The following is an 18,752-nucleotide window of genomic DNA, read 5'->3' on the forward strand; positions in this document are numbered from 1 at the left end:
CTCAAGCTCCTTTTGAAACAGGGGGGTGAATGGTGTGGGCCAGCTCCAGTGTCGCAGCCGCATGCCGCTGCACGACGGCTGGATCGTAGGCGCTGGCCTGGCTCGTGGTCGCCTGGCGCAGCAGCATCTCACTGAGCGCGAACCCCCGGCGCACCAGCAGGTCTTCCAGCCGGGCGGCTTCCTGCTCGGAGGCCGGGGCGTTGCTCACGATGATCGCCAGGCAGGTGGTGACATGGTCCAGCATGGCGTTGAGCACATCGGAATGCCGCCCCGTCTGGCCTTCGGTGCGGACCAGCGACTCGCGCAGCCGCCCCGTGATATCCCGCGCCCAGGCATGGGCGGCGACATAGTCCAGCGCACCGTCGTGGTGGCGCTTGAGCTGGCCCAGCAGCACGCGCAGCTTGTCGCTGTTGGTGGTGGCGCCCTCGACCTGCAGTTGGGCCAGCCACAGGTAAAGGTCGCTCGGTATCCGGGCGGAGAGGGGCTCCATGGTGGTGGTGGGCGTGGCGGACATGTGTGGACCTCAGGCAGTATTGAATGCGATGGTATTCATTTGAATTCGTTTGTCAACAGGCAGGAGGTGCGGACGGATTTTTGGAATTGTTGGATGGGCGGATGTCACTGCCCCGCGTCCGGCCATGGTTTCGCGATAAAAATAGCGGATGAGCTCAACGTCCTCGCATTCCATCTACGCCCAGCGCCGCGCGCGCCTTGCTGCCCAGTTGGGCGCCGGGGGCATCGCCATCATCCCCACGGCGCCCGAGCGGCCGCGCAACCGGGACACGGACTTCCTGTTCCGGCACGACAGCTACTTTTATTACCTGACCGGTTTCATCGAGCCCGGCGCCTGCCTCGTGGTGGCGGCGGATGGCCGCAGCACGCTGTTTTGCCAACCCAAGGACCTGGAGCGTGAGATCTGGGACGGCTACCGGCTGGGCCCTGCGGCGGCACCCGGTGCACTGGGCGTGGATGCGGCGCATTCCATTGCCGAGCTCGATGCCAAGCTGCCCCGGCTTCTGGAAAACCGCAGTTGCGTGTGGTACCCCTTTGCCACGCACGCCGGCCTGGCGGCGCGGGTGGAAGGCTGGCTGAACGCGGTGCGGGCGCGGGTGCGCTACGGCGCGCTGTGCCCGGCCGAGCAGAACGATGTGTGCACGCTGCTCGACGAGATGCGGCTCATCAAGGATGCGCACGAGCAGGACATCATGCGCCGCGCCAGTGACATCAGTGCCCGGGCGCACATCCGCGCGATGCAGCGCTCGGCCCGCATGCTGCGTGCCGGGCAGGACGTGCGCGAATACCACCTGGATGCCGAGCTGCTGCACGCGTTCCGCGACGAGGGCTCGCAGTACCCGGCGTACAGCTCCATCGTGGCGGCCGGGGCCAACGCCTGCGTGCTGCACTACCGCGCTGATGCCGCCCCGGTGCGCGACGGCGAGCTGGTGCTCATCGACGCGGGCTGCGAGCTCGACGGCTACGCCAGCGACATCACCCGCACTTTCCCGGCCAATGGCCGCTTCACCGGGCCGCAGCGCGCGCTGTACGACCTGGTGCTGGCCAGCCAGGACGCGGCCGTGGCGGCCACCAAGGCGGGCGCACGCTTCAACGACCCGCACGACGCCACCGTGTCCGTGCTGGCGCAGGGCATGCTGGACCTGGGCCTGCTGGACCGCAACAAGGTGGGCAGTGCGCAGGACGTGATCGACACGCGTGCGTACTTCCAGTTCTACATGCACCGCACCGGCCACTGGCTGGGCATGGACGTGCACGACTGCGGCAGCTACGTGGAGCCCGGCGAGGTGGGCCAGGTGAGTGAGCGCAGGGACCCGCTGTCCGGCGAGACCATCACCAATCGCCCGAGCCGCGTGCTGCGCCCGGGCATGGTGCTCACCATCGAGCCCGGCATCTACGTGCGCCCGGCCGACGGGGTGCCCGCGCAGTTCCACAACATCGGCATCCGCATCGAGGACGATGCGATCGTCAATGACGCGGGCTGCGAGCTGATCACCCGCGGCGTGCCCGTGAAGGCCGACGAGATCGAAGCGCTGATGCGCGACAGCGCGTGAACCCGCAACCGCTCGGCAGTACCGCGCGCGACGACGTGCCGGCGGGGCCGCCGGAGCCGTCTTCGAAAGCCTCCAGGTGGCGGCTGGCCGGGGCCCTGTGGCTGCTGGGCCTACCCGGCGTAGTGGCCGTGGTGTGGGCGCTGCTGCCGCCCCTGGCCGCCAACGCGGCGATGTTTCCGCTGCCGCTGTGGGCCATCGTGCTGCTCAGCGGGCTGCAGACCGCGGTGCTGCTGGCGTTGGCCGTGGGCGTGGGCGTGTGGCTGGCGCCGCGTGTCGGGCTCAAGGCACCGGCGGTATCGGCATGGCTGGCCGGGCAATCCGTGGGCCCGGTGCTGCGCGCGCAGTGGCTGCCGGGCGTGCTGGGCGGTGTGGCCGGCGCCGCCTGGCTCTGGGCGCTGTCGCGGCTGGCGCCGGAAGCGCTCAAACCGTCGGACCCGGGCAGCGCGATGCCCCTGGTGGTCAAGCTGCTGTACGGCGGTGTGACCGAAGAGCTGCTGGTGCGCTGGGGCGTGATGACGCTGCTGCTGTGGCTGGGCTGGCGCCTGGCGCAGCGCGGACAGGGCCGGCCGGGCGCCGGCGTGGTGGGTGTTGCGGTGGTTGTCAGCGCACTGCTGTTTGCCATGGGCCACCTGCCCGCAGCGCAGGCCATGGCGGGGGCGCTGACCGTGCCGGTCATCGCCTTCGTGCTGGTCGGCAACACGGCGTTCGGGCTGGTGGCGGGCTGGCTCTTTGCGCGCCGAGGCCTGGAGGCTGCGGTCATCGCGCACGTGCTGGCCCATCTGCTCTCGCACCCGCTGCTGTAACTCCGCACGGCCCGGCGGGGGTTGCCGAGAGGTAACCGGCCTGTAACCGCTTCGTGTGAGAATTGAAATTCGATTACATCCGCCACACCAAGAAAGAGACAAGCCCATGCCCAGTACCCGCCGCGCCACCAAGATTGTTGCCACCCTGGGCCCCGCATCGAGCGACCCGGCACTGCTGGAGGCCATGATCCGCGCGGGCGTGAACGTGGTGCGGCTGAACTTCAGCCACGGCAAGGCGCAGGACCACATCGACCGCGCCGCCACGGTGCGCGCCGCCGCCCAGCGCGCCGGCCGCGAGGTCGCCATCATGGCCGACCTGCAGGGCCCCAAGATCCGCGTGGGCAAGTTCGCCGAGGGCAAGGTGCAGCTCGAGCACGGCGCCAAGTTCGTGCTCGATGCATCGCGCACCGAGCCGGGCGACATCGAAGGCGTGGGCCTCGACTACAAGGAGCTGCCGCGCGATGTGAAGGCGGGTGACCTGCTGCTGCTCAACGACGGCCTCATCGTCCTCACGGTGGATGCGGTGCGCGGCGAAGAAGTCCACACCACCGTGAAGGTGGGCGGCGAGCTGTCCAACAACAAGGGCATCAACAAGAAGGGCGGGGGCCTCACGGCGCCGGCCCTCACGGCCAAGGACATGGAGGACATCCGCACGGCGATGAGCTTTCAGGCCGACTACGTGGCCGTGAGCTTTCCGAAGAACGCGACCGACATGGAGATGGCGCGCCAGCTGTGCAACGTGGCCGCGTCCGAGTACCGCCACAAGCCGGGCCTGATCGCCAAGATCGAGCGTGCCGAGGCCATCCCGCACCTGGAGTCCATCCTGCGCGTGAGCGACGGCATCATGGTGGCCCGCGGCGACCTGGCCGTGGAAGTGGGCAACGCGGCCGTGCCGGCGCTGCAAAAGAAGATGATCCGCATGGCGCGCGAGCTGGACAAGGTCGTGATCACCGCCACGCAGATGATGGAGAGCATGATCACCAACCCCGTGCCCACGCGCGCCGAGGTGAGCGACGTGGCCAATGCGGTGCTGGACGGCACCGACGCCGTGATGCTGAGCGCCGAAACGGCTGCCGGCCGTTACCCGCTCGAGACCGTGGAAGAAATGGCCACCATCTGCGCCGCCGCCGAAGCGGCCGAAGACCACCAGCTCGATGCCGACTTCACGGGCCAGACCTTTGGCCGGATCGACCAGTCCATCGCCATGGGTGCGCTGTTCACCGCGCACCACCTGGGCGCCAAGGCCATCGTGGCCATGACCGACAGCGGTGCCACGGCACTGTGGATGAGCCGCCACAGCATCGACATCCCGATCTACGCACTGACGCCCAAGGTGGCCACGCAGCGCAAGATGGCCATGTACCGCAACGTGCGCCCGCTGCTCATGGACACGAGCGCAGACCGCGACACCGCGCTGGAGCAGGCCGAGCGCCACCTGAAGAACCGCAACATCGTGCAAAAGGGCGATGTGTACGCGATCACCTGTGGCGAGCCGATGGGCGCTCCTGGCGGGACCAATATGCTGAAAATCTGCGTGGCCGGTTAGCAGGCCGCGGGGCTGCACGCAGCGCGTGCACGGCCCCTGCGCTGAGTGCGCCGGTGAGCATGCCCGCGAGCACGTCGAACGGAAAGTGCACGCCCAGGCACACGCGGCTCCACGCGATGGCCAGCGCTGCCACCCAGCACAGTGCGGCGAGCCAGCGTGCGGGGCGCGAGGCCTGCAAGCTGGCCGCCAGGGCACAGGCCGCGGCCGTGTGCATGCTGGGAAACCCGGCGCGCGCCGCATGCTCGATCCACTGCACCCCTATCCCCAGCTGGGCGGGTCGCGGCGCCGCGATGGCGTGCCTGAGCAGCTGCACGCCCACCCAGGCCAGTGCCATCGAGAGCAGCGCCAGCACCAGGTCACGCCGCTGGGCAGGGCTGCCGACCACAAGGCCGCCAGCCAGCACTCCCCCCATGGCGATGGGCAGCTCCTGGGACGCCCACCGCGCGGCGGTGACCACCGCAGGCCAGGTCGACGCGTCTGCATTGACCGCGTGGAACAGGGCCAGGTCAAGCGGAAGCATGGGGCGCCTCTTCGGGGGGCGTGCTGCACGCAAAGGACGGGAAACGGGGGCGCAACGCAGCGGCCGCCAGGTCGCACAGCCAGCCGGTGGTCCAGCACAACCAGCCCGTCCACAGCGTGTGGCTCATGAAATGCGCGCCGCGCACCTGCTGCGCCGCGCCCAGCACGAACCCCGCCAGCAGCGAACCCGCCAGCCACCAGCGTGCGACCGCGGGTGCCTTGTGGCGCAGCGCGAAGTAGCCGCCCAGGAATGCAAAACCCGCGGACGCGTGGCCTGCGGGAAAACAGCGTCCGCTGCCACCGTCGAGCACTCCGAGCGCCCAGTGGGAGACGTGGCGGGCCACGCCGCCGAACTGCGCCAGATCCCAGGGGCAACTGGTGGCGCTCAGGTTCTTGACGATGCTGATCAGCGCCAGTGCCAACAGGGCACTCACGGCCATCTGCAGCCGCTCCCTGGCGTCGATGCGCCGCAGGATGCCCTTGGGCCACCACACGCTCAGGGCCAGCAAGAGCACCAGCAGCCATCCCAGGCGGCGTGCGTCTTCATGGAGCACCTGGACGAAGAACCAATGGTCCCGCATCGGAAAACCCGCCGACGAGCCGAAGGCCTGGGCCCAGGCCAGGTCGCGCCCGCCTGCATCCCAGGCCACCACGCCTGCCAGCGCGGCGAGGGTCCAGAACAAGAGATGGTGGTGCGGGCGCGGGGGTGTCGCAGGTGAAGGAGCCGGTCTGGAGAGCATGGCCGGCACGATAGGGCGCCGCACTTAACGTCGTCTTAATGGGGCGCAAGTCGATGGGCGCTGCGACAATGCCCGCATGCGAATACTCGTGGTCGAAGACGATGCAGGCATTGCCACCGGCCTGCGCAGCAACCTGCAGCAGCGGGGCTACGCGGTGGATGTCAGCGACGGCGTGGCCAGTGCCTGGAGTGCGCTGCGGGCCGAACGTTTCGATGCCGTGCTGCTGGATCTGGGCCTCGTGGACGGGGACGGCAGCGAGCTGCTGCGGCGGCTGCGGCTGAGCCCGGCAGCGAGCGCCGCTTCACCAAGCGTGTTGCCCGACCCGGCCACCCCCGTGCTCATCGTCACCGCGCGTGATCAGGTCCACCAGCGCATCGCGGGGCTCGACCTGGGCGCGGACGACTACCTCACCAAGCCGTTTGACGTGGACGAGCTGGATGCGCGCCTGAGAGCGCTGCTGCGGCGTGCGGCAGGCCGCGCATCGCCCACCATCCGCCATGGCGATATCGAACTGGACCCGGCTGCGCGCACCGTGCGCCTGCAGGGGCGGCCGGTCGAGATGTCGCCCCGGGAGTTTTCGGTGCTGCTGGTGCTGCTGGAGGCGCGTGGCCGCGTCCTCTCGCGCCAGCAGATCGAGGAGCGCCTGTACAGCTGGGAGGCGGCCATCGAGAGCAATGCCGTCGAGGTCCACATCCACCACCTGCGCCGCAAGCTGGGCAGCGCCTGCATACAGACCATGCGGGGGGTGGGCTATTTCATGCCCCAGGAGATGCCCGGATGAACGCGCCTGCCGAGTCTTTGCCACGGCGGCCCCGCAGGCCATCGCTCACGCGGCAACTGCTGCTGTGGTCGCTGGGCGCGCTGGCGCTGGTGTGGGGCACCTTCGTGTTCATCGGCTACCAGACGGGCGTGCACGAGGCGGACGAGCTGACCGACGGGCACCTGGCCAGCGTGGCGGCCTTGCTGCTCAATCTGCGGGCCACGGAGGTGATGGAGGGGCCGCAGGTCACCCCCCGGGCGCCCACCCCCTGGCTCAAGTCCCACGACTACCAGCAGTCCATCAGTGTCGTGCAGTGGGACGCGCAGGGGCGGCTGCTGTCGCTCAGCGGCACCACGTTGCCGCCGGAGTTCTCCGACGTGGAGGGTTTCGCCAACCTGACGCTCGGCCCGGACAAGGTGGTCTGGCGCAGCTTCTCGCAATGGGATGCGGCGCGGGCCCGCAAGATCATGGTGATGCTGCAGCTGCATGAGCGGGACGAACTGGCCGACGACATTGCCGGGCAGATGATCGAGCCGGGCCTGTGGTTGCTGCCCGTGGTGTCCCTGGCCTTGGGACTGGCACTGTGGCGCGGGTTGCGGCCGCTGTACGCGTTGTCGGCGGATGTCGCTGCGCTGGACCCGGTCAGCACGCAGCGCCTGGCCTCGCGCCATGCCTGGAGCGAATTCGAGTCCGTGGTGGCCTCCATCAACACGCTGCTGGATCGCCAGCACACCGCCATGGTGCGCGAGCGCAGGCTGGCCAACGAGGTGGCCCATGAACTGCGGACGCCCCTGTCGTCCATTGCCCTGCAGGCCAGCGCCCTGTCCGGTGAGCTCGACGAAGACGCCAAGGCCCAGGCGCTGGACCGCATCGGTCGGGATGCCCTGCGGGCGGGGCATGTGCTGAACCAGTTGCTGGCCCTGGCGAGGGCCAGCCGGGCCGAGCTGCATGAAGCCAAGCAGGCGGTGAACCTGGCCGCTTTGGTGCGCTCGGTGTGCGCCGACTACGCGCAGACGGCCTGGCAGCGCGGCGACGACATTGCGCTGCAGGCGCCGCCGGCGTTGATGGTCCAGGGCCATGCCTTGCTGCTCGACATCGCCACGCGCAACCTCGTGGAGAACGCGCTCAAGCACACGCCGCACGGAACCCATATCGCCGTGCAGCTGTGTGGGGACGGCCCCGAGGGCGCCTGGCTGCAGGTCTGCGACGACGGGCGGCGCACCGCACAAGACGACTGCGCAGCGCCGGTGGACCGGCCCCAAGACAGCCTGCACCTGGGCCATGAAATCCTGCGGCGCGTGGCCGACATCCACGGCGGCCGCTTCGGCGAGGCCCCGGCCCCGGCGCCCTTTACCACCTGCTACCGGCTGGATTTGCCGCCAACCCCTGTCACGCCGGCCGGTTAAAATTACGAGTTACCAAGCGGTTACCACCGCCCAGGCCCCCACCCTGGCCCCACCAGGCCGACTGCGACCCTCACCAACTTCAACGGACATCACGACCATGCCCCTCGTTTCGATGCGCGAACTGCTCGACCATGCCGCCGCCCACAGCTACGGCATCCCTGCCTTCAACGTCAACAACCTGGAGCAGGTCCAGGCCGTGATGGCCGCCGCCGACGAAGTGGGCGCCCCGGTCATCCTGCAGGCCAGCGCCGGAGCCCGCAAGTACGCAGGCGAGCCTTTCATCAAGCACCTGATCCAGGCCGCGGTCGAAGCCTTTCCGCACATCCCGCTGGTGATGCACCAGGACCACGGCACCTCGCCCAAGATCTGCGCGGGCGCCATCGACCTGGGCTTCGGCTCGGTGATGATGGACGGCTCGCTCATGGAAGACGGCAAGACGCCTTCGTCCTTCGAATACAACGTGGAAGTGACCCGCAAGGTCGTCGAGATGGCCCACAAGGTCGGTGTGACGGTGGAGGGCGAGCTCGGTTGCCTGGGCAACCTCGAAACCGGTGAAGCCGGCGAGGAAGACGGCATCGGCGCCGACGTGAAGCTCGACCACAGCCAGATGCTCACCGACCCCGAAGAGGCGGCCACTTTCGTCAAGGCCACCCAGCTCGATGCCCTGGCCATCGCCATCGGCACCAGCCACGGCGCCTACAAGTTCAGCCGCAAGCCCACGGGCGACATCCTGGCCATCAGCCGCGTGAAGGAAATCCACCAGCGCATTCCCAACACCCACCTGGTGATGCACGGCTCCTCGTCGGTGCCTGCCGAGCTGCTGGCCATCATCAACCAGTACGGCGGCAAGATGAAGGAAACCTACGGCGTGCCGGTCGAGGAGATCCAGGAAGCCATCAAGTTCGGCGTGCGCAAGATCAACATCGACACCGACATCCGCCTGGCCATGACCGGCGCGGTGCGCAAGTTCCTGGCCGAGAACCCCGACAAGTTCGATGCGCGCGAATGGCTCAAGCCCGCCCGCGAAGCCGCCAAGCAGGTCTGCAAGGCACGCTACCTGGAGTTCGGCTGCGAAGGCCAGGGCCCCAAGATCAAGGGCCACAGCCTGCAGGACGTGGCCCGGCAGTACGCATCCGGCGCGCTGGCGCAGGTGGTGAACTGATGGTGGACTGATCCACGCGCGCGGGCCTGACCGCCGCATGGGAGCCCGGTTGCACACAAGGCGGCCGGGCTTTTTTACGGCCGGTGCAGCCTGTTCCTTGGACGCCAACGACAGGCTGTCGCGAATTAGCGTGCACACTCGGCACCTTGCGTGGCACGCGATCCTTGGCCTGGGTGGGGAGTTCCCTCTACATCAGACAAAGGCGACAGTCATGAGAAATTCTTCATGTAAGCTCGCGGTCAGTAAGTAATTCCACTGACCCTCACCGAGGAGATGACATGCTGATTGGTGTGCCTGCGGAATCGATGGCAGGAGAGACCCGGGTGGCAGTGACGCCCGAGACGGTCAAGAAGCTGAAGGCGCAGGGCCACACCCTGCGCATCGAGTCGGGTGCGGGTGTGGCCGCCAGCGTCACGGACGCCGCGTACGAAGCCGCCGGCGCCGAGATCTCCGATGCCGCCGGCGCCTGGGGTGCCGACCTGGTGCTCAAGGTGCGCACGCCCTCGGACGCCGAAGCCCCCCGCCTGCGTGCGGGCGCCACCGTGGTGGGCATGCTCAACCCCTTCGACGCCGCGGGCCTGCAGCGGCTGGCCAGCGCGGGCGTCACGGCCTACGCCCTGGAGGCTGCGCCGCGCACCACGCGGGCCCAGAGCATGGACGTGCTGTCCTCGCAGGCCAACATCGCCGGCTACAAGGCCGTGATCATTGCGGCCGACCGTTATCAACGCTTCTTCCCCATGCTCATGACCGCGGCGGGCACCGTCAAGGCCGCCCGTGTCGTGATCCTGGGCGTGGGCGTCGCGGGCCTGCAGGCCATTGCCACCGCCAAGCGGCTGGGGGCTGTCATCGAGGCCTCGGACGTGCGCCCCAGCGTGAAGGAACAAGTGGAGTCGCTGGGTGCCAAGTTCATCGACGTGCCCTACGAGACCCAGGAAGAAAAAGACGCGGCCGAGGGCGTGGGCGGCTACGCCCGCCCCATGCCGCAAAGCTGGCTCGACCGCCAGAAGGCCGAGGTGGCCAAGCGCGTGGCCCAGGCCGATGTGGTCATCACCACGGCCCTGATTCCCGGCCGCGCCGCACCGGTCCTGGTGACCGAAGACATGGTCCGGTCCATGAAGGCGGGCTCCGTCATCGTGGACCTTGCCGCCCCGCAAGGCGGCAACTGCCCGCTCACCGAAGCGGGCCAGACAGTGGTCAAGCACGGCGTCACGCTGGTGGGCGAGACGAATCTGCCGGCGCTCGTCGCCGCCGATGCGTCCGCGCTCTACGCGCGCAACGTGCTCGACTTTCTCAAACTCATCATCAACAAGGAAGGTGCCCTGCACATGGACCTGCAGGACGACATTGTTGCCGCCTGCCTCATGGCACACGAGGGCACGGTAAAGCGCGCATGAGCCTGCTGAAGAATTTGCAAGAGATATTGTCCGCCACGCCCCGCCGCGGTGGCTGGCTGCTGGCCGCCTGTGGCGTGCTGGCCGTGAGCGGCTGCGCACCCATACCCGCCGGCCCTGCGGAGTTCAGCGCCGGCCGCACGCGCGTGGTGCTGCCCTCGGCGGCGTGGGAAGACCTGGGCGCGACGAACGAGGCGTTCCCGCTGCACCCGCTGCCCGGCGCCTTTCCACTGCAGACGCGCGCCGTGGCGCTGCGCGGCGCCAACCGCGAACTGCTGGCCGTGATGCTGGTGCAGACCAACCGCACGGACATCCCGCGCGACCCCACGCTCTGGACGGGCAGCTGCCCTCTGCAGCAGGGCATGACCGTGGAAGACGCGACCAAGGGCAGCCCGGTGCGCATCGACTGCTTGCGGTTCAAGCGGTGGGCCAACAACGCCGACTGGATGGAGAAGAACCACCCCGGCGTGGTGCGCTGGATGGATGAGCACAAGGCCACGCCGCTGCAGCCGTATTCGCACCTGAACTACCGCTTTGCGACGCAGGGCGGCTCGTATGTCGAGATCAACGCCATGGTCGACCAGCGCCTGCTGCGGCCCAAGACGAGCAACAACGAAGAGTTCCTGCGCGCGGGCTACCCGGCCCAGGAATGGAGCCACAAGGTGGCCGAGGCCGCCCGCGTGAGCACGGGCATGGCCGATGGCTTCTTCCCCGTGCCGCCGTTCCCCTTTGCCGTGCCCAACTGAGCACGCAGCAAGCCCCCGCTTACCGCGTTACCACCGCTCACCGCCCACAGACTGGAGTTCTCAACATGGGTGTCGTTCTGCAGATTCTGGGCCTGGTCATCACGTTCACCATGGCGATGGAGGCCTTGCGCCGCTTCGGCATCGACGTCGGCTGGCTCAATCCGTTGACCTTCTTTCACCGCCGCGCCTGGCGCAAGAAGGTGCAGACGCCGCCGTTGTATGCGCTGGACCACCCGGTGGACGTGGTCGCCGTGCTGGCCCTGGCCACGGTGCAGACCACCGGCGCGATCACGGTGCAGCAAAAGGCCGGCGTCCAGGCCCTGCTGCGTGAACACCTGCAGCTCAGTGAATCGGATGCCGCCAACCTCTGGGTGGCCAGCGCGCATCTGCTGCGCAGCCGGGCGCTGGAGCTGCGCGAGCTGCCGGTGCTGCTGGAGCGCAGCGCCGACAAGTTCACCGACTACCACGTGCAGACGCTGCAGACCGTGATGCGCGCGGCCGCACAGATCGAGCCACCGCCCAACGCTGCGCAGCAGCAGCTCATCGGCGCGGTGGATGCTTACTTTGCCAAGAAGAAAGCGTCTTCTGGCCCCTGGTCTTCCTGAAACGCACTGAACGAAGGACTCTCCATGGACGCCGTCTCGCCCACCCTCATCAACCTCATCATCTTCGTGCTGGCCATCTACGTGGGCTACCACGTGGTCTGGACGGTGACGCCCGCGCTGCACACGCCGCTCATGGCCGTGACCAACGCGATCTCGGCCATCGTGATCGTGGGGGCCATGCTGGCCGCCGCGCTCACCGAGACCACGCTGGGCAAGAGCATGGGGGTGCTGGCGGTGGCGCTGGCGGCGGTCAACGTGTTCGGGGGCTTCCTCGTCACACGGCGCATGCTCGAGATGTTCAAGAAAAAAGAAAAGAAGGTCGCCGCCCCCCAGGCTGAAGGAGGCCAGGCATGAGCATGAACCTCGTCACGCTGCTGTACCTGGTGGCCAGCGTCTGCTTCATCCAGGCGCTCAAGGGCCTGTCGCACCCCACCACGTCGATCCGCGGCAACCTGTTCGGCATGACGGGCATGGCGATTGCCATCCTGACCACGGCCGCGCTCATCGTGGAGCTGTCGGGCGGCAAGGCCCAGGGCATGGTGTACGTGCTGGGGGCGCTGGTGGTGGGCGGTGCCGCGGGCGCCTTCATGGCCCAGCGGGTCGAGATGACCAAGATGCCCGAGCTCGTGGCCTTCATGCACAGCATGATCGGCCTGGCTGCCGTGTTCATCGCGGTCGCGGCGGTGGCCGAACCCTGGGCGTTCCAGATCGTGGCCAAGGGCCAGCCCATCCCGGCGGGCAACCGGCTCGAGCTGTTCCTGGGCGCGGCCATCGGCGCCATCACCTTCAGCGGCTCGGTCATCGCGTTCGGAAAGCTGTCGGGCAAGTACAAGTTCCGCCTGTTCCAGGGCGCGCCGGTGCAGTTCGCGGGGCAGCACATGCTCAACCTCGCGCTGGGTCTGGCCACCGTGGGTCTGGGCCTGGTGTTCATGTTCACCGAGAACTGGACGGCCTTCTTCGCCATGCTGGCGCTGTCGTTCGTGCTCGGCGTGCTCATCATCATCCCGATCGGCGGTGCCGACATGCCGGTGGTGGTGTCCATGCTCAACAGCTACTCGGGCTGGGCCGCGGCGGGCATCGGTTTTTCGCTCAACAACTCGATGCTGATCATTGCCGGATCGCTGGTGGGCAGCTCGGGCGCGATCCTGAGCTACATCATGTGCAAGGCCATGAACCGCTCGTTCTTCAACGTGATCCTGGGCGGCTTCGGCGGCGAGGCGGCGAGCGCCGCCTCGGGCGCCAAGGAGCAGCGGCCCGTCAAGACCGGCAGCTCGGACGACGCGGCCTTCGTGCTGGGCAATGCCGAGACCGTGGTCATCGTGCCCGGCTACGGCCTGGCCGTGGCGCGCGCCCAGCATGCGGTCAAGGAGCTGGCGGCCAAGCTCACCGAAAAGGGCATCACCGTCAAGTACGCCATCCACCCCGTGGCGGGCCGCATGCCCGGCCACATGAATGTGCTGCTGGCCGAGGCCGAGGTGCCCTACGACCAGGTGTTCGAGATGGAAGACATCAACGGCGAGTTCGGCCAGGCCGACGTGGCCATCATCCTCGGTGCCAACGACGTGGTGAACCCCGCCGCGCACACCAAGGGCAGCCCCATCTACGGCATGCCCATCCTGGAGGCCTACAAGGCCAAGACCGTGATCGTGAACAAGCGCTCCATGGCCGCGGGCTATGCGGGCCTGGACAACGAACTGTTCTACATGGACAAGACCATGATGGTCTTCGGCGACGCCAAGAAGGTGGTCGAGGACATCGGCAAGGCGATCGAATAGACCCCGCTCGGTTTCCCGCGCCCGCGGTGGCAGGGCGGCCCGCAAAGCCCTCTGCGCCTAGGGAAACCACACACCCCCGAAACCAGCACCGGCAGGGACAATGCCGGGGTTTCATTGCATTGAGTTTCAAAAGAGTTTGGAGAGACAGACACCATGACCGACCGTCCCTGGCTGGCCGCCTATCCGCAAGGCGTGCCTGCAGATATCGACCCCTCGCAATACCCGTCCCTCGTGGCGCTCATGGACGAAGCGTTCACCAAGTACGCCGACCGCGTGGCCTACAGCTTCATGGGCAAGGACGTGACCTATGCCCAGACCGACTCTCTCTCGAGCGCGTTCGCGGCCTATCTGCAGGGCCTGGGCCTGGTCAAGGGCGACCGTGTGGCCATCATGATGCCCAACGTGCCGCAGTACCCGGTGGCGGTGGCGGCCATCCTGCGCGCCGGCTTCGTGGTGGTCAACGTGAACCCGCTGTACACCCCGCGCGAGCTGGAGCACCAGCTCAAGGACTCCGGCTCCAAGGCCATCGTCATCATCGAGAACTTTGCGACCACGCTGCAGAACTGCATCGCCAACACGCCGGTCAAGCATGTGGTGCTGTGCGCCATGGGCGACCAGCTGGGCCTGCTCAAGGGCGCGCTGGTCAACTACGTGGTGCGCAACGTCAAGAAGATGGTGCCCGCTTACCACCTGCCCGGCGCCGTGCGCTTCAATGACGCGGTGGCCCAGGGCACGCGCGGCACGCTGAAGAAGCCCGACATCAAGCCCGACGACATCGCGCTGCTGCAGTACACCGGTGGCACCACCGGCGTGAGCAAGGGCGCGGTGCTGCTGCAGCGCAACGTGATCGCCAACGTGCTGCAGTCCGAGGCCTGGAACGACCCGGTCATGAAGAAGGTGCCGGCCGGCGAGCAGCCCACCAGCATCTGCGCGCTGCCGCTGTACCACATCTTCGCGTTCACCGTGAACATGATGCTGAGCATGCGCACGGGCGGCAAGACCATCCTGATCCCGAACCCGCGCGACCTGCCGGCGGTGCTCAAGGAGCTCTCCAAGCACACGTTCCACAGCTTCCCGGCCGTGAACACGCTGTTCAACGGCCTGGCCAACCACCCGGACTTCCACACCGTCAACTGGAAGAACCTCAAGGTCTCCGTGGGCGGCGGCATGGCCGTGCAGGGCGCCGTGGCCAAGCTGTGGCTGGAGAAGACCGGCTGCCCCATCTGCGAAGGCTACGGCCTGTCGGAGACCAGCCCGTCGGCCAGCTGCAACCCGACCACCAGCACCGAGTACACCGGCACCATCGGCGTGCCCATCCCCGGCACCTGGATGAAGCTGCTGGACGATGAAGGCCGCGAAGTCACCACCCTCGGCCAGCCCGGCGAGATCGCCATCAAGGGCCCGCAGGTCATGGCCGGCTACTGGCAGCGCCCGGACGAGACGGCCAAGGTCATGACCGATGACGGCTACTTCAAATCCGGCGACATCGGCGTGATGGACGCACGCGGCTTCTTCAAGGTCGTGGACCGCAAGAAGGACATGGTGCTCGTCTCGGGCTTCAACGTGTACCCCAACGAGGTCGAGGACGTGGTCGCGCAGATGCCCGGCGTGCTCGAATGCGCGGTGGTGGGCGTGCCCGACGAGAAGACCGGCGAGGCCGTCAAGCTCGTCATCGTCAAGCGCGACCCCACGCTCACCGAAGCCCAGGTCAAGGAGTTCTGCCGCGCCGAGCTCACCGGCTACAAGCAGCCCCGCGTGATCGAGTTCCGCACCGAGCTGCCCAAGACCCCCGTGGGCAAGATCCTGCGCCGCGAGCTGCGCGACAAGAAGTAGCAGCTTCTGCGCAGCAACAGCCCTGCCTCGCCAATCGGGGCGGCCACCAGGCGGCTTCGGCCGCCTTTGTTTTGACCCCGAGAGTTCCACGCCATGACCACCGCCATCCTCAGCGCCCTCCCCGAAGAACAGGCCGGCCTGGTCCACGCGCTGGCGCACCCCCAGCGCATCACCCGCGCCGGCCGCTCGTTCTGGCGCGGCGAGCTGCACGGGCGCTCTGTCGTGCTGGCGCTCTCGGGCATCGGCAAGGTGGCGGCGGCCACCACCGCCACGGCGCTCGTCGAGCACTTCGGCGTCGCGCGCATCGTGTTCACCGGCGTGGCGGGTGGCCTGGGTGACGGCGTGAACGTGGGCGACGTGGTGGTGGCGCAGAGCTACCTGCAGCACGACATGGACGCGTCCCCCTTGTTCCCGCGCTGGGAGCTGCCCGGCTATGCACGCGCGGTGCTGGAGTGCGATGCACCATTGTCTGCTCTGCTTTTGATAGCTGCTCGCGATTGCCTGATAGGCGGTAGCGGCCATTTTTCTTCGCAATCCGAGGTCCGCAGCGTGCACCAGGGCCTGATCGCCAGCGGCGACCGCTTCGTCTCCAGCGCCCAGGAGTCGCAGCGCCTGCGCGACGCCCTGCGCGCCGCCGGCCACGAGGTCCTCGCCGTCGAAATGGAAGGCGCCGCCGTGGCCCAGGTCTGCCTGGACTACAACGTGCCCTTCGCCGCCATGCGCACCATCTCCGACCGCGCCGACGACACCGCCCACGTCGACTTCCCCCAGTTCATCCAAACCGTGGCGAGCCGGTACGCAGAGCACATCGTCGGCAAGTTGTTGCAGTTGCTATGAAATATGTAGCTACTGGCGCGTTATAGAAAAGCGGTAGAGGGTGTTTTGGCCTAAAAATTGAGTATTTTCATGAGGGTGCGCCGCCGCCTCCTACCTACCTCACCCAGGACCCCACATAGCTCGCCCGCAGAAAACGCCCCAGCCGGTACCCCGCCAGAGCGCAGCGAATGGCTCCCTCCATGTTCAGGGCACGCCGCCAGTTCACCCCCCGCCGCCATCGCCAGCGCCACCGTGGATCCGGCTTCGCCGGTCCACCGGAGGCGTCCCCCCTGGGGGGCTGAGGAACTGCGGCTCCGAGCCTTCCTGCGCAGGCTTGGACAGTTCCGAAGGGCTGACGCCTCTGGCGGCGGCGCGTAGGTCCGCGCCACAGAGGGGCTACTTCAACCAGCCGCGCTTGCGGAAGTACCACATGGGCCCGAGCGCACTCGCCAGCATCAGCCCGATCACGTACGGATACGCCGCCGGCCCCAGCAGCTCCAGCTCCGGGAACTTCATGTTCATGCCGTACACGCTCGCGATCAGCGTGGGCGGCAGCAGGGCCACGCTGGCCACCGAGAAGATCTTGATGATCTTGTTCTGGTTGATGTTGATGAAACCGACCGTGGCGTCCATCAAGAAGTTGATCTTGTCGAACAGGAACGCCGTGTGGTTGTCCAGCGACTCGATGTCGCGCAGGATCTGGCGGGCTTCCTCGAACTGCTCGGAGTTGAGCATCTTGCTGCGCATCATGAAGCTCACCGCGCGGCGGGTGTCCATCACGTTGCGGCGGATGCGGCCGTTCAAGTCTTCCTGGCGCGCGATGGCGCCCAGCACTTCGCCGGCCAGTGCGTCGGTCACGTCGCCGGCCAGCACCTGCTTGCTCACCTTTTCGAGCTCGTCGTAGATGTTCTCCAGCGTGTCGGCCGAATATTCGGCGTCGGCGTCGAACAGCTTGAGCAGCACTTCCTTGGCGTCTTCGATCAGCCCCGGCGCACGGCGTGCGCGCATGCGCAAGAGGCGGAACACCGGCACGTCTTCATCGTGGATGGAAAACAGCACGCCACGGCTCTTGAGGTTGGCGTTGTGCTGGTTCAGGATGAAGGCCACGCGCACCGAGCGGGGGTCTTCATCGTCGTCGATCAGGAAGTCGCTGCGGATGTGCAGCTCGCCGTTGTCTTCCTCGTAGAAGCGGGCGGATTCCTCGATGTCCTCGTCCATCGCATCTTCGGGGATGGACAGGCCGTAGTGCTGCTTGATCCAGCGTTTTTCTTCGAGGGTGGGGGCTTCCAGGTCCACCCAGATCGGCTGGAAGCGGGTCAGCTCTTCCAGGGATTCGATTTCTTCCTGGACGAGCCGGCCATTGGCGAGCGAAAAGATGTTGAGCATGGGCTCACTCCCTGGTTATGTGGCATCTGCGGCGGTGGGGGGCATGGGGTGCTTTCAGACCCCACGGCAGCAGGCCGGGGAGCTGAAAGCTACCAACTGGGGTAGGTTTCCAAGGAGCTTTCTCCGTCAATCAGTAAAAAATGGGCAAGCGGCGGATTATGGCACCGGACCTCGCGCCTGTCCGGGCTGCACAGGGGCTTCGGTGCGCGGATATCCGGCTTTCTGTGCACGTTGTGCACGTTGTGCACCGCTTGGGGATGACTTCGGTGGCGCGGCCAGGTTCCGGCCCGCACGGGCCTTGCCGGAAGCCGCCGCTGCGGTGGTGATGGCCTCACACACACAGACAGACACCCCGCCAGCCCGCCGCGGCACCGCTCAGGCGTTCTGGCGCACGCGCACGGTGGCCAGCGCCCGGCACAGGTCGGCCCAGGCCGCGGCCTTGGTGTCCTGCGAGCGCAACAGGAAGGCGGGGTCGTACGACACCACGGCCGGGCACCCGGCCAGCTGGTGCAGCTCGGCACGCAGGCGGCCCAGCGGCTCGGTGCGGCCCAGGGCTGCGCGGGCGGCCACATGGCCCAGCACGAGCACCATCGAAGGCTGCAGCTGCGCCACCGCCGCGGCCAGTTGCTCGGGGATGGCGTCGGTGCCGGGGGCTCCGGCGGCAGAGCGCTCCAGCGCGGTGATGAAGACGCGGGGGTGCCGGTGCAGCTGCATGGCCCGCAGCATGTTGTCGAGCAGCTTGCCGGCGTCGCCCGACAGGGGGTCGTGGGGTGCGGTGCTCTCGGCCACGATGAGCCAGCCTGCGCCCAGCTCTGCGGGTGCCTGGGCCGGGTCGGCCTGGGGGTAGAGCGCCTGCGGCGGATGCAGCCGCAGGGCGGCAGCGCCGGGACCGCCAGCCGCTGCGGTGGCGGTGGGTGCGCCGGCCGCCACCGCAGCGTGCGGGGCCACGGGGGGCTCCGCCCGGGGGGGGGGAGACGGCATCGCCGCCACGGCGGCGGGGGGCAGGGCAGGAGCCGGCGGGGCCGCAGCGAGCGCATCCGCCGCCATCGGCACGGCGGGGGCCGTGCCGGCCCGCTCGGTCACGGTGGCCGCGGCGGGGCGGGATGGTGGGCCCCACACGGTGACGCCCATTTCCTGCAGCATGGCGCGCTGGCGTGCATCGAGGTCGAGGGTCATAGACAGATCAGGCGCAAGGTGC

18 protein-coding genes are annotated in these 18,752 nt (G+C 67.9%); 13 read left to right on the plus strand and 5 right to left on the minus strand.

The annotated features are described in order from the left end of the window. Nucleotide 1: 1 nt before the first annotated feature. A complete protein-coding gene (locus ACSQ3D_RS23115) occupies nt 2–514 on the minus strand; it encodes a hypothetical protein (protein ID WP_056411365.1) in 513 nt (170 codons plus the stop codon). 148 nt (nt 515–662) lie between these two features. Between ACSQ3D_RS23115 and ACSQ3D_RS23120 the strand changes: the two genes are divergently transcribed. From ACSQ3D_RS23120 to pyk, 3 genes are all read left to right on the plus strand, one after another. After that, nucleotides 663–2,066, plus strand: a complete 1,404-nt coding sequence (locus ACSQ3D_RS23120; protein ID WP_436128482.1) for an aminopeptidase P N-terminal domain-containing protein — start codon at nt 663–665, stop codon at nt 2,064–2,066. Continuing rightward, the gene (locus tag ACSQ3D_RS23125; protein WP_436128483.1) at nt 2,063–2,869 is read left to right on the plus strand and encodes a CPBP family intramembrane glutamic endopeptidase; all 807 of its coding nucleotides are present in this window, start codon (nt 2,063–2,065) and stop codon (nt 2,867–2,869) included. The genes ACSQ3D_RS23120 and ACSQ3D_RS23125 overlap by 4 nt, the downstream gene beginning before the upstream one ends. A 106-nt stretch (nt 2,870–2,975) precedes the next feature. Next, nucleotides 2,976–4,415, plus strand: a complete 1,440-nt coding sequence (pyk, locus tag ACSQ3D_RS23130; protein ID WP_056411369.1) for a pyruvate kinase — start codon at nt 2,976–2,978, stop codon at nt 4,413–4,415. Here the strand turns inward: pyk and ACSQ3D_RS23135 are convergent. Beyond that, nucleotides 4,348–4,935, minus strand: a complete 588-nt coding sequence (locus ACSQ3D_RS23135; protein ID WP_436128484.1) for a phosphatase PAP2 family protein — start codon at nt 4,933–4,935, stop codon at nt 4,348–4,350. The genes pyk and ACSQ3D_RS23135 overlap by 68 nt on opposite strands. After that, nucleotides 4,922–5,674, minus strand: coding sequence for a phosphatase PAP2 family protein (locus ACSQ3D_RS23140; RefSeq protein WP_436128485.1), 753 nt, complete (start codon nt 5,672–5,674; stop codon nt 4,922–4,924). Before ACSQ3D_RS23140 ends, ACSQ3D_RS23135 begins: the two co-directional genes overlap by 14 nt. Before the next feature lie 76 nt (nt 5,675–5,750). On the opposite strand from ACSQ3D_RS23140, the gene ACSQ3D_RS23145 reads away from it, so the two are divergent. The 10 genes from ACSQ3D_RS23145 to ACSQ3D_RS23190 all read left to right on the plus strand — a co-directional run bounded on the left by ACSQ3D_RS23145 (nt 5,751) and on the right by ACSQ3D_RS23190 (nt 16,189). Beyond that, nucleotides 5,751–6,455, plus strand: a complete 705-nt coding sequence (locus ACSQ3D_RS23145; RefSeq protein WP_056411372.1) for a response regulator transcription factor — start codon at nt 5,751–5,753, stop codon at nt 6,453–6,455. Continuing rightward, entirely contained in the window at nt 6,452–7,840 is a 1,389-nt protein-coding gene (locus ACSQ3D_RS23150) for a histidine kinase dimerization/phospho-acceptor domain-containing protein (RefSeq protein ID WP_436128486.1), read from the plus strand. The genes ACSQ3D_RS23145 and ACSQ3D_RS23150 overlap by 4 nt, the downstream gene beginning before the upstream one ends. Nucleotides 7,841–7,937: 97 nt before the next feature. Continuing rightward, nucleotides 7,938–9,002, plus strand: a complete 1,065-nt coding sequence (fba, locus tag ACSQ3D_RS23155) for a class II fructose-bisphosphate aldolase (RefSeq protein WP_056411376.1) — start codon at nt 7,938–7,940, stop codon at nt 9,000–9,002. Between the two features lie 278 nt (nt 9,003–9,280). After that, a complete protein-coding gene (locus ACSQ3D_RS23160) occupies nt 9,281–10,396 on the plus strand; it encodes a Re/Si-specific NAD(P)(+) transhydrogenase subunit alpha (protein ID WP_056170843.1) in 1,116 nt (371 codons plus the stop codon). Next, the gene (locus tag ACSQ3D_RS23165; RefSeq protein WP_056411380.1) at nt 10,393–11,139 is read left to right on the plus strand and encodes a hypothetical protein; all 747 of its coding nucleotides are present in this window, start codon (nt 10,393–10,395) and stop codon (nt 11,137–11,139) included. The genes ACSQ3D_RS23160 and ACSQ3D_RS23165 overlap by 4 nt, the downstream gene beginning before the upstream one ends. Before the next feature lie 65 nt (nt 11,140–11,204). Continuing rightward, nucleotides 11,205–11,744, plus strand: a complete 540-nt coding sequence (locus tag ACSQ3D_RS23170) for a hypothetical protein (RefSeq protein WP_056411382.1) — start codon at nt 11,205–11,207, stop codon at nt 11,742–11,744. A gap of 24 nt (nt 11,745–11,768) precedes the next feature. After that, entirely contained in the window at nt 11,769–12,098 is a 330-nt protein-coding gene (locus tag ACSQ3D_RS23175) for an NAD(P) transhydrogenase subunit alpha (protein WP_056411384.1), read from the plus strand. Then, nucleotides 12,095–13,519 (plus strand): NAD(P)(+) transhydrogenase (Re/Si-specific) subunit beta, encoded by a 1,425-nt coding sequence (locus tag ACSQ3D_RS23180; RefSeq protein WP_436128487.1) that lies wholly within the window; start codon nt 12,095–12,097, stop codon nt 13,517–13,519. Before ACSQ3D_RS23175 ends, ACSQ3D_RS23180 begins: the two co-directional genes overlap by 4 nt. Nucleotides 13,520–13,672: 153 nt before the next feature. Then, a complete protein-coding gene (locus tag ACSQ3D_RS23185) occupies nt 13,673–15,352 on the plus strand; it encodes a long-chain-fatty-acid--CoA ligase (RefSeq protein WP_436128488.1) in 1,680 nt (559 codons plus the stop codon). Between the two features lie 93 nt (nt 15,353–15,445). Next, the gene (locus tag ACSQ3D_RS23190; RefSeq protein WP_436128489.1) at nt 15,446–16,189 is read left to right on the plus strand and encodes a 5'-methylthioadenosine/adenosylhomocysteine nucleosidase; all 744 of its coding nucleotides are present in this window, start codon (nt 15,446–15,448) and stop codon (nt 16,187–16,189) included. A 375-nt stretch (nt 16,190–16,564) separates the two neighbouring features. On the opposite strand, the gene corA is transcribed toward ACSQ3D_RS23190, so the two are convergent. Further along, nucleotides 16,565–17,554, minus strand: a complete 990-nt coding sequence (gene corA / locus ACSQ3D_RS23195) for a magnesium/cobalt transporter CorA (protein WP_056411392.1) — start codon at nt 17,552–17,554, stop codon at nt 16,565–16,567. A gap of 375 nt (nt 17,555–17,929) precedes the next feature. After that, nucleotides 17,930–18,730: a uracil-DNA glycosylase family protein gene (locus ACSQ3D_RS23200; protein ID WP_436128490.1), complete on the minus strand. Its 801-nt coding sequence runs from the start codon at nt 18,728–18,730 to the stop codon at nt 17,930–17,932. Nucleotides 18,731–18,752: the final 22 nt, after the last annotated feature.

The sequence above is a fragment of the Acidovorax sp. LjRoot117 genome (assembly GCF_964252695.1).
In the GTDB taxonomy this organism is placed as follows: Bacteria; Pseudomonadota; Gammaproteobacteria; order Burkholderiales; family Burkholderiaceae_C; genus Acidovorax.

Bases quoted from the DNA above. Each gene is read 5' to 3' on its own strand.
- ACSQ3D_RS23170 (WP_056411382.1), top strand. From the start codon at position 11,205: ATGGGTGTCGTTCTGCAGATTCTGGGCCTGGTCATCACGTTCACCATG.
- ACSQ3D_RS23140 (WP_436128485.1), bottom strand. From the start codon at position 5,674: ATGCTCTCCAGACCGGCTCCTTCACCTGCGACACCCCCGCGCCCGCAC.
- fba (WP_056411376.1), top strand. From the start codon at position 7,938: ATGCCCCTCGTTTCGATGCGCGAACTGCTCGACCATGCCGCCGCCCAC.
- ACSQ3D_RS23145 (WP_056411372.1), top strand. From the start codon at position 5,751: ATGCGAATACTCGTGGTCGAAGACGATGCAGGCATTGCCACCGGCCTG.
- corA (WP_056411392.1), bottom strand. From the start codon at position 17,554: ATGCTCAACATCTTTTCGCTCGCCAATGGCCGGCTCGTCCAGGAAGAA.
- ACSQ3D_RS23160 (WP_056170843.1), top strand. From the start codon at position 9,281: ATGCTGATTGGTGTGCCTGCGGAATCGATGGCAGGAGAGACCCGGGTG.
- ACSQ3D_RS23120 (WP_436128482.1), top strand. From the start codon at position 663: ATGAGCTCAACGTCCTCGCATTCCATCTACGCCCAGCGCCGCGCGCGC.
- ACSQ3D_RS23190 (WP_436128489.1), top strand. From the start codon at position 15,446: ATGACCACCGCCATCCTCAGCGCCCTCCCCGAAGAACAGGCCGGCCTG.
- ACSQ3D_RS23180 (WP_436128487.1), top strand. From the start codon at position 12,095: ATGAGCATGAACCTCGTCACGCTGCTGTACCTGGTGGCCAGCGTCTGC.
- ACSQ3D_RS23135 (WP_436128484.1), bottom strand. From the start codon at position 4,935: ATGCTTCCGCTTGACCTGGCCCTGTTCCACGCGGTCAATGCAGACGCG.
- ACSQ3D_RS23165 (WP_056411380.1), top strand. From the start codon at position 10,393: ATGAGCCTGCTGAAGAATTTGCAAGAGATATTGTCCGCCACGCCCCGC.
- ACSQ3D_RS23200 (WP_436128490.1), bottom strand. From the start codon at position 18,730: ATGACCCTCGACCTCGATGCACGCCAGCGCGCCATGCTGCAGGAAATG.
- ACSQ3D_RS23150 (WP_436128486.1), top strand. From the start codon at position 6,452: ATGAACGCGCCTGCCGAGTCTTTGCCACGGCGGCCCCGCAGGCCATCG.
- ACSQ3D_RS23115 (WP_056411365.1), bottom strand. From the start codon at position 514: ATGTCCGCCACGCCCACCACCACCATGGAGCCCCTCTCCGCCCGGATA.
- ACSQ3D_RS23185 (WP_436128488.1), top strand. From the start codon at position 13,673: ATGACCGACCGTCCCTGGCTGGCCGCCTATCCGCAAGGCGTGCCTGCA.
- ACSQ3D_RS23175 (WP_056411384.1), top strand. From the start codon at position 11,769: ATGGACGCCGTCTCGCCCACCCTCATCAACCTCATCATCTTCGTGCTG.
- pyk (WP_056411369.1), top strand. From the start codon at position 2,976: ATGCCCAGTACCCGCCGCGCCACCAAGATTGTTGCCACCCTGGGCCCC.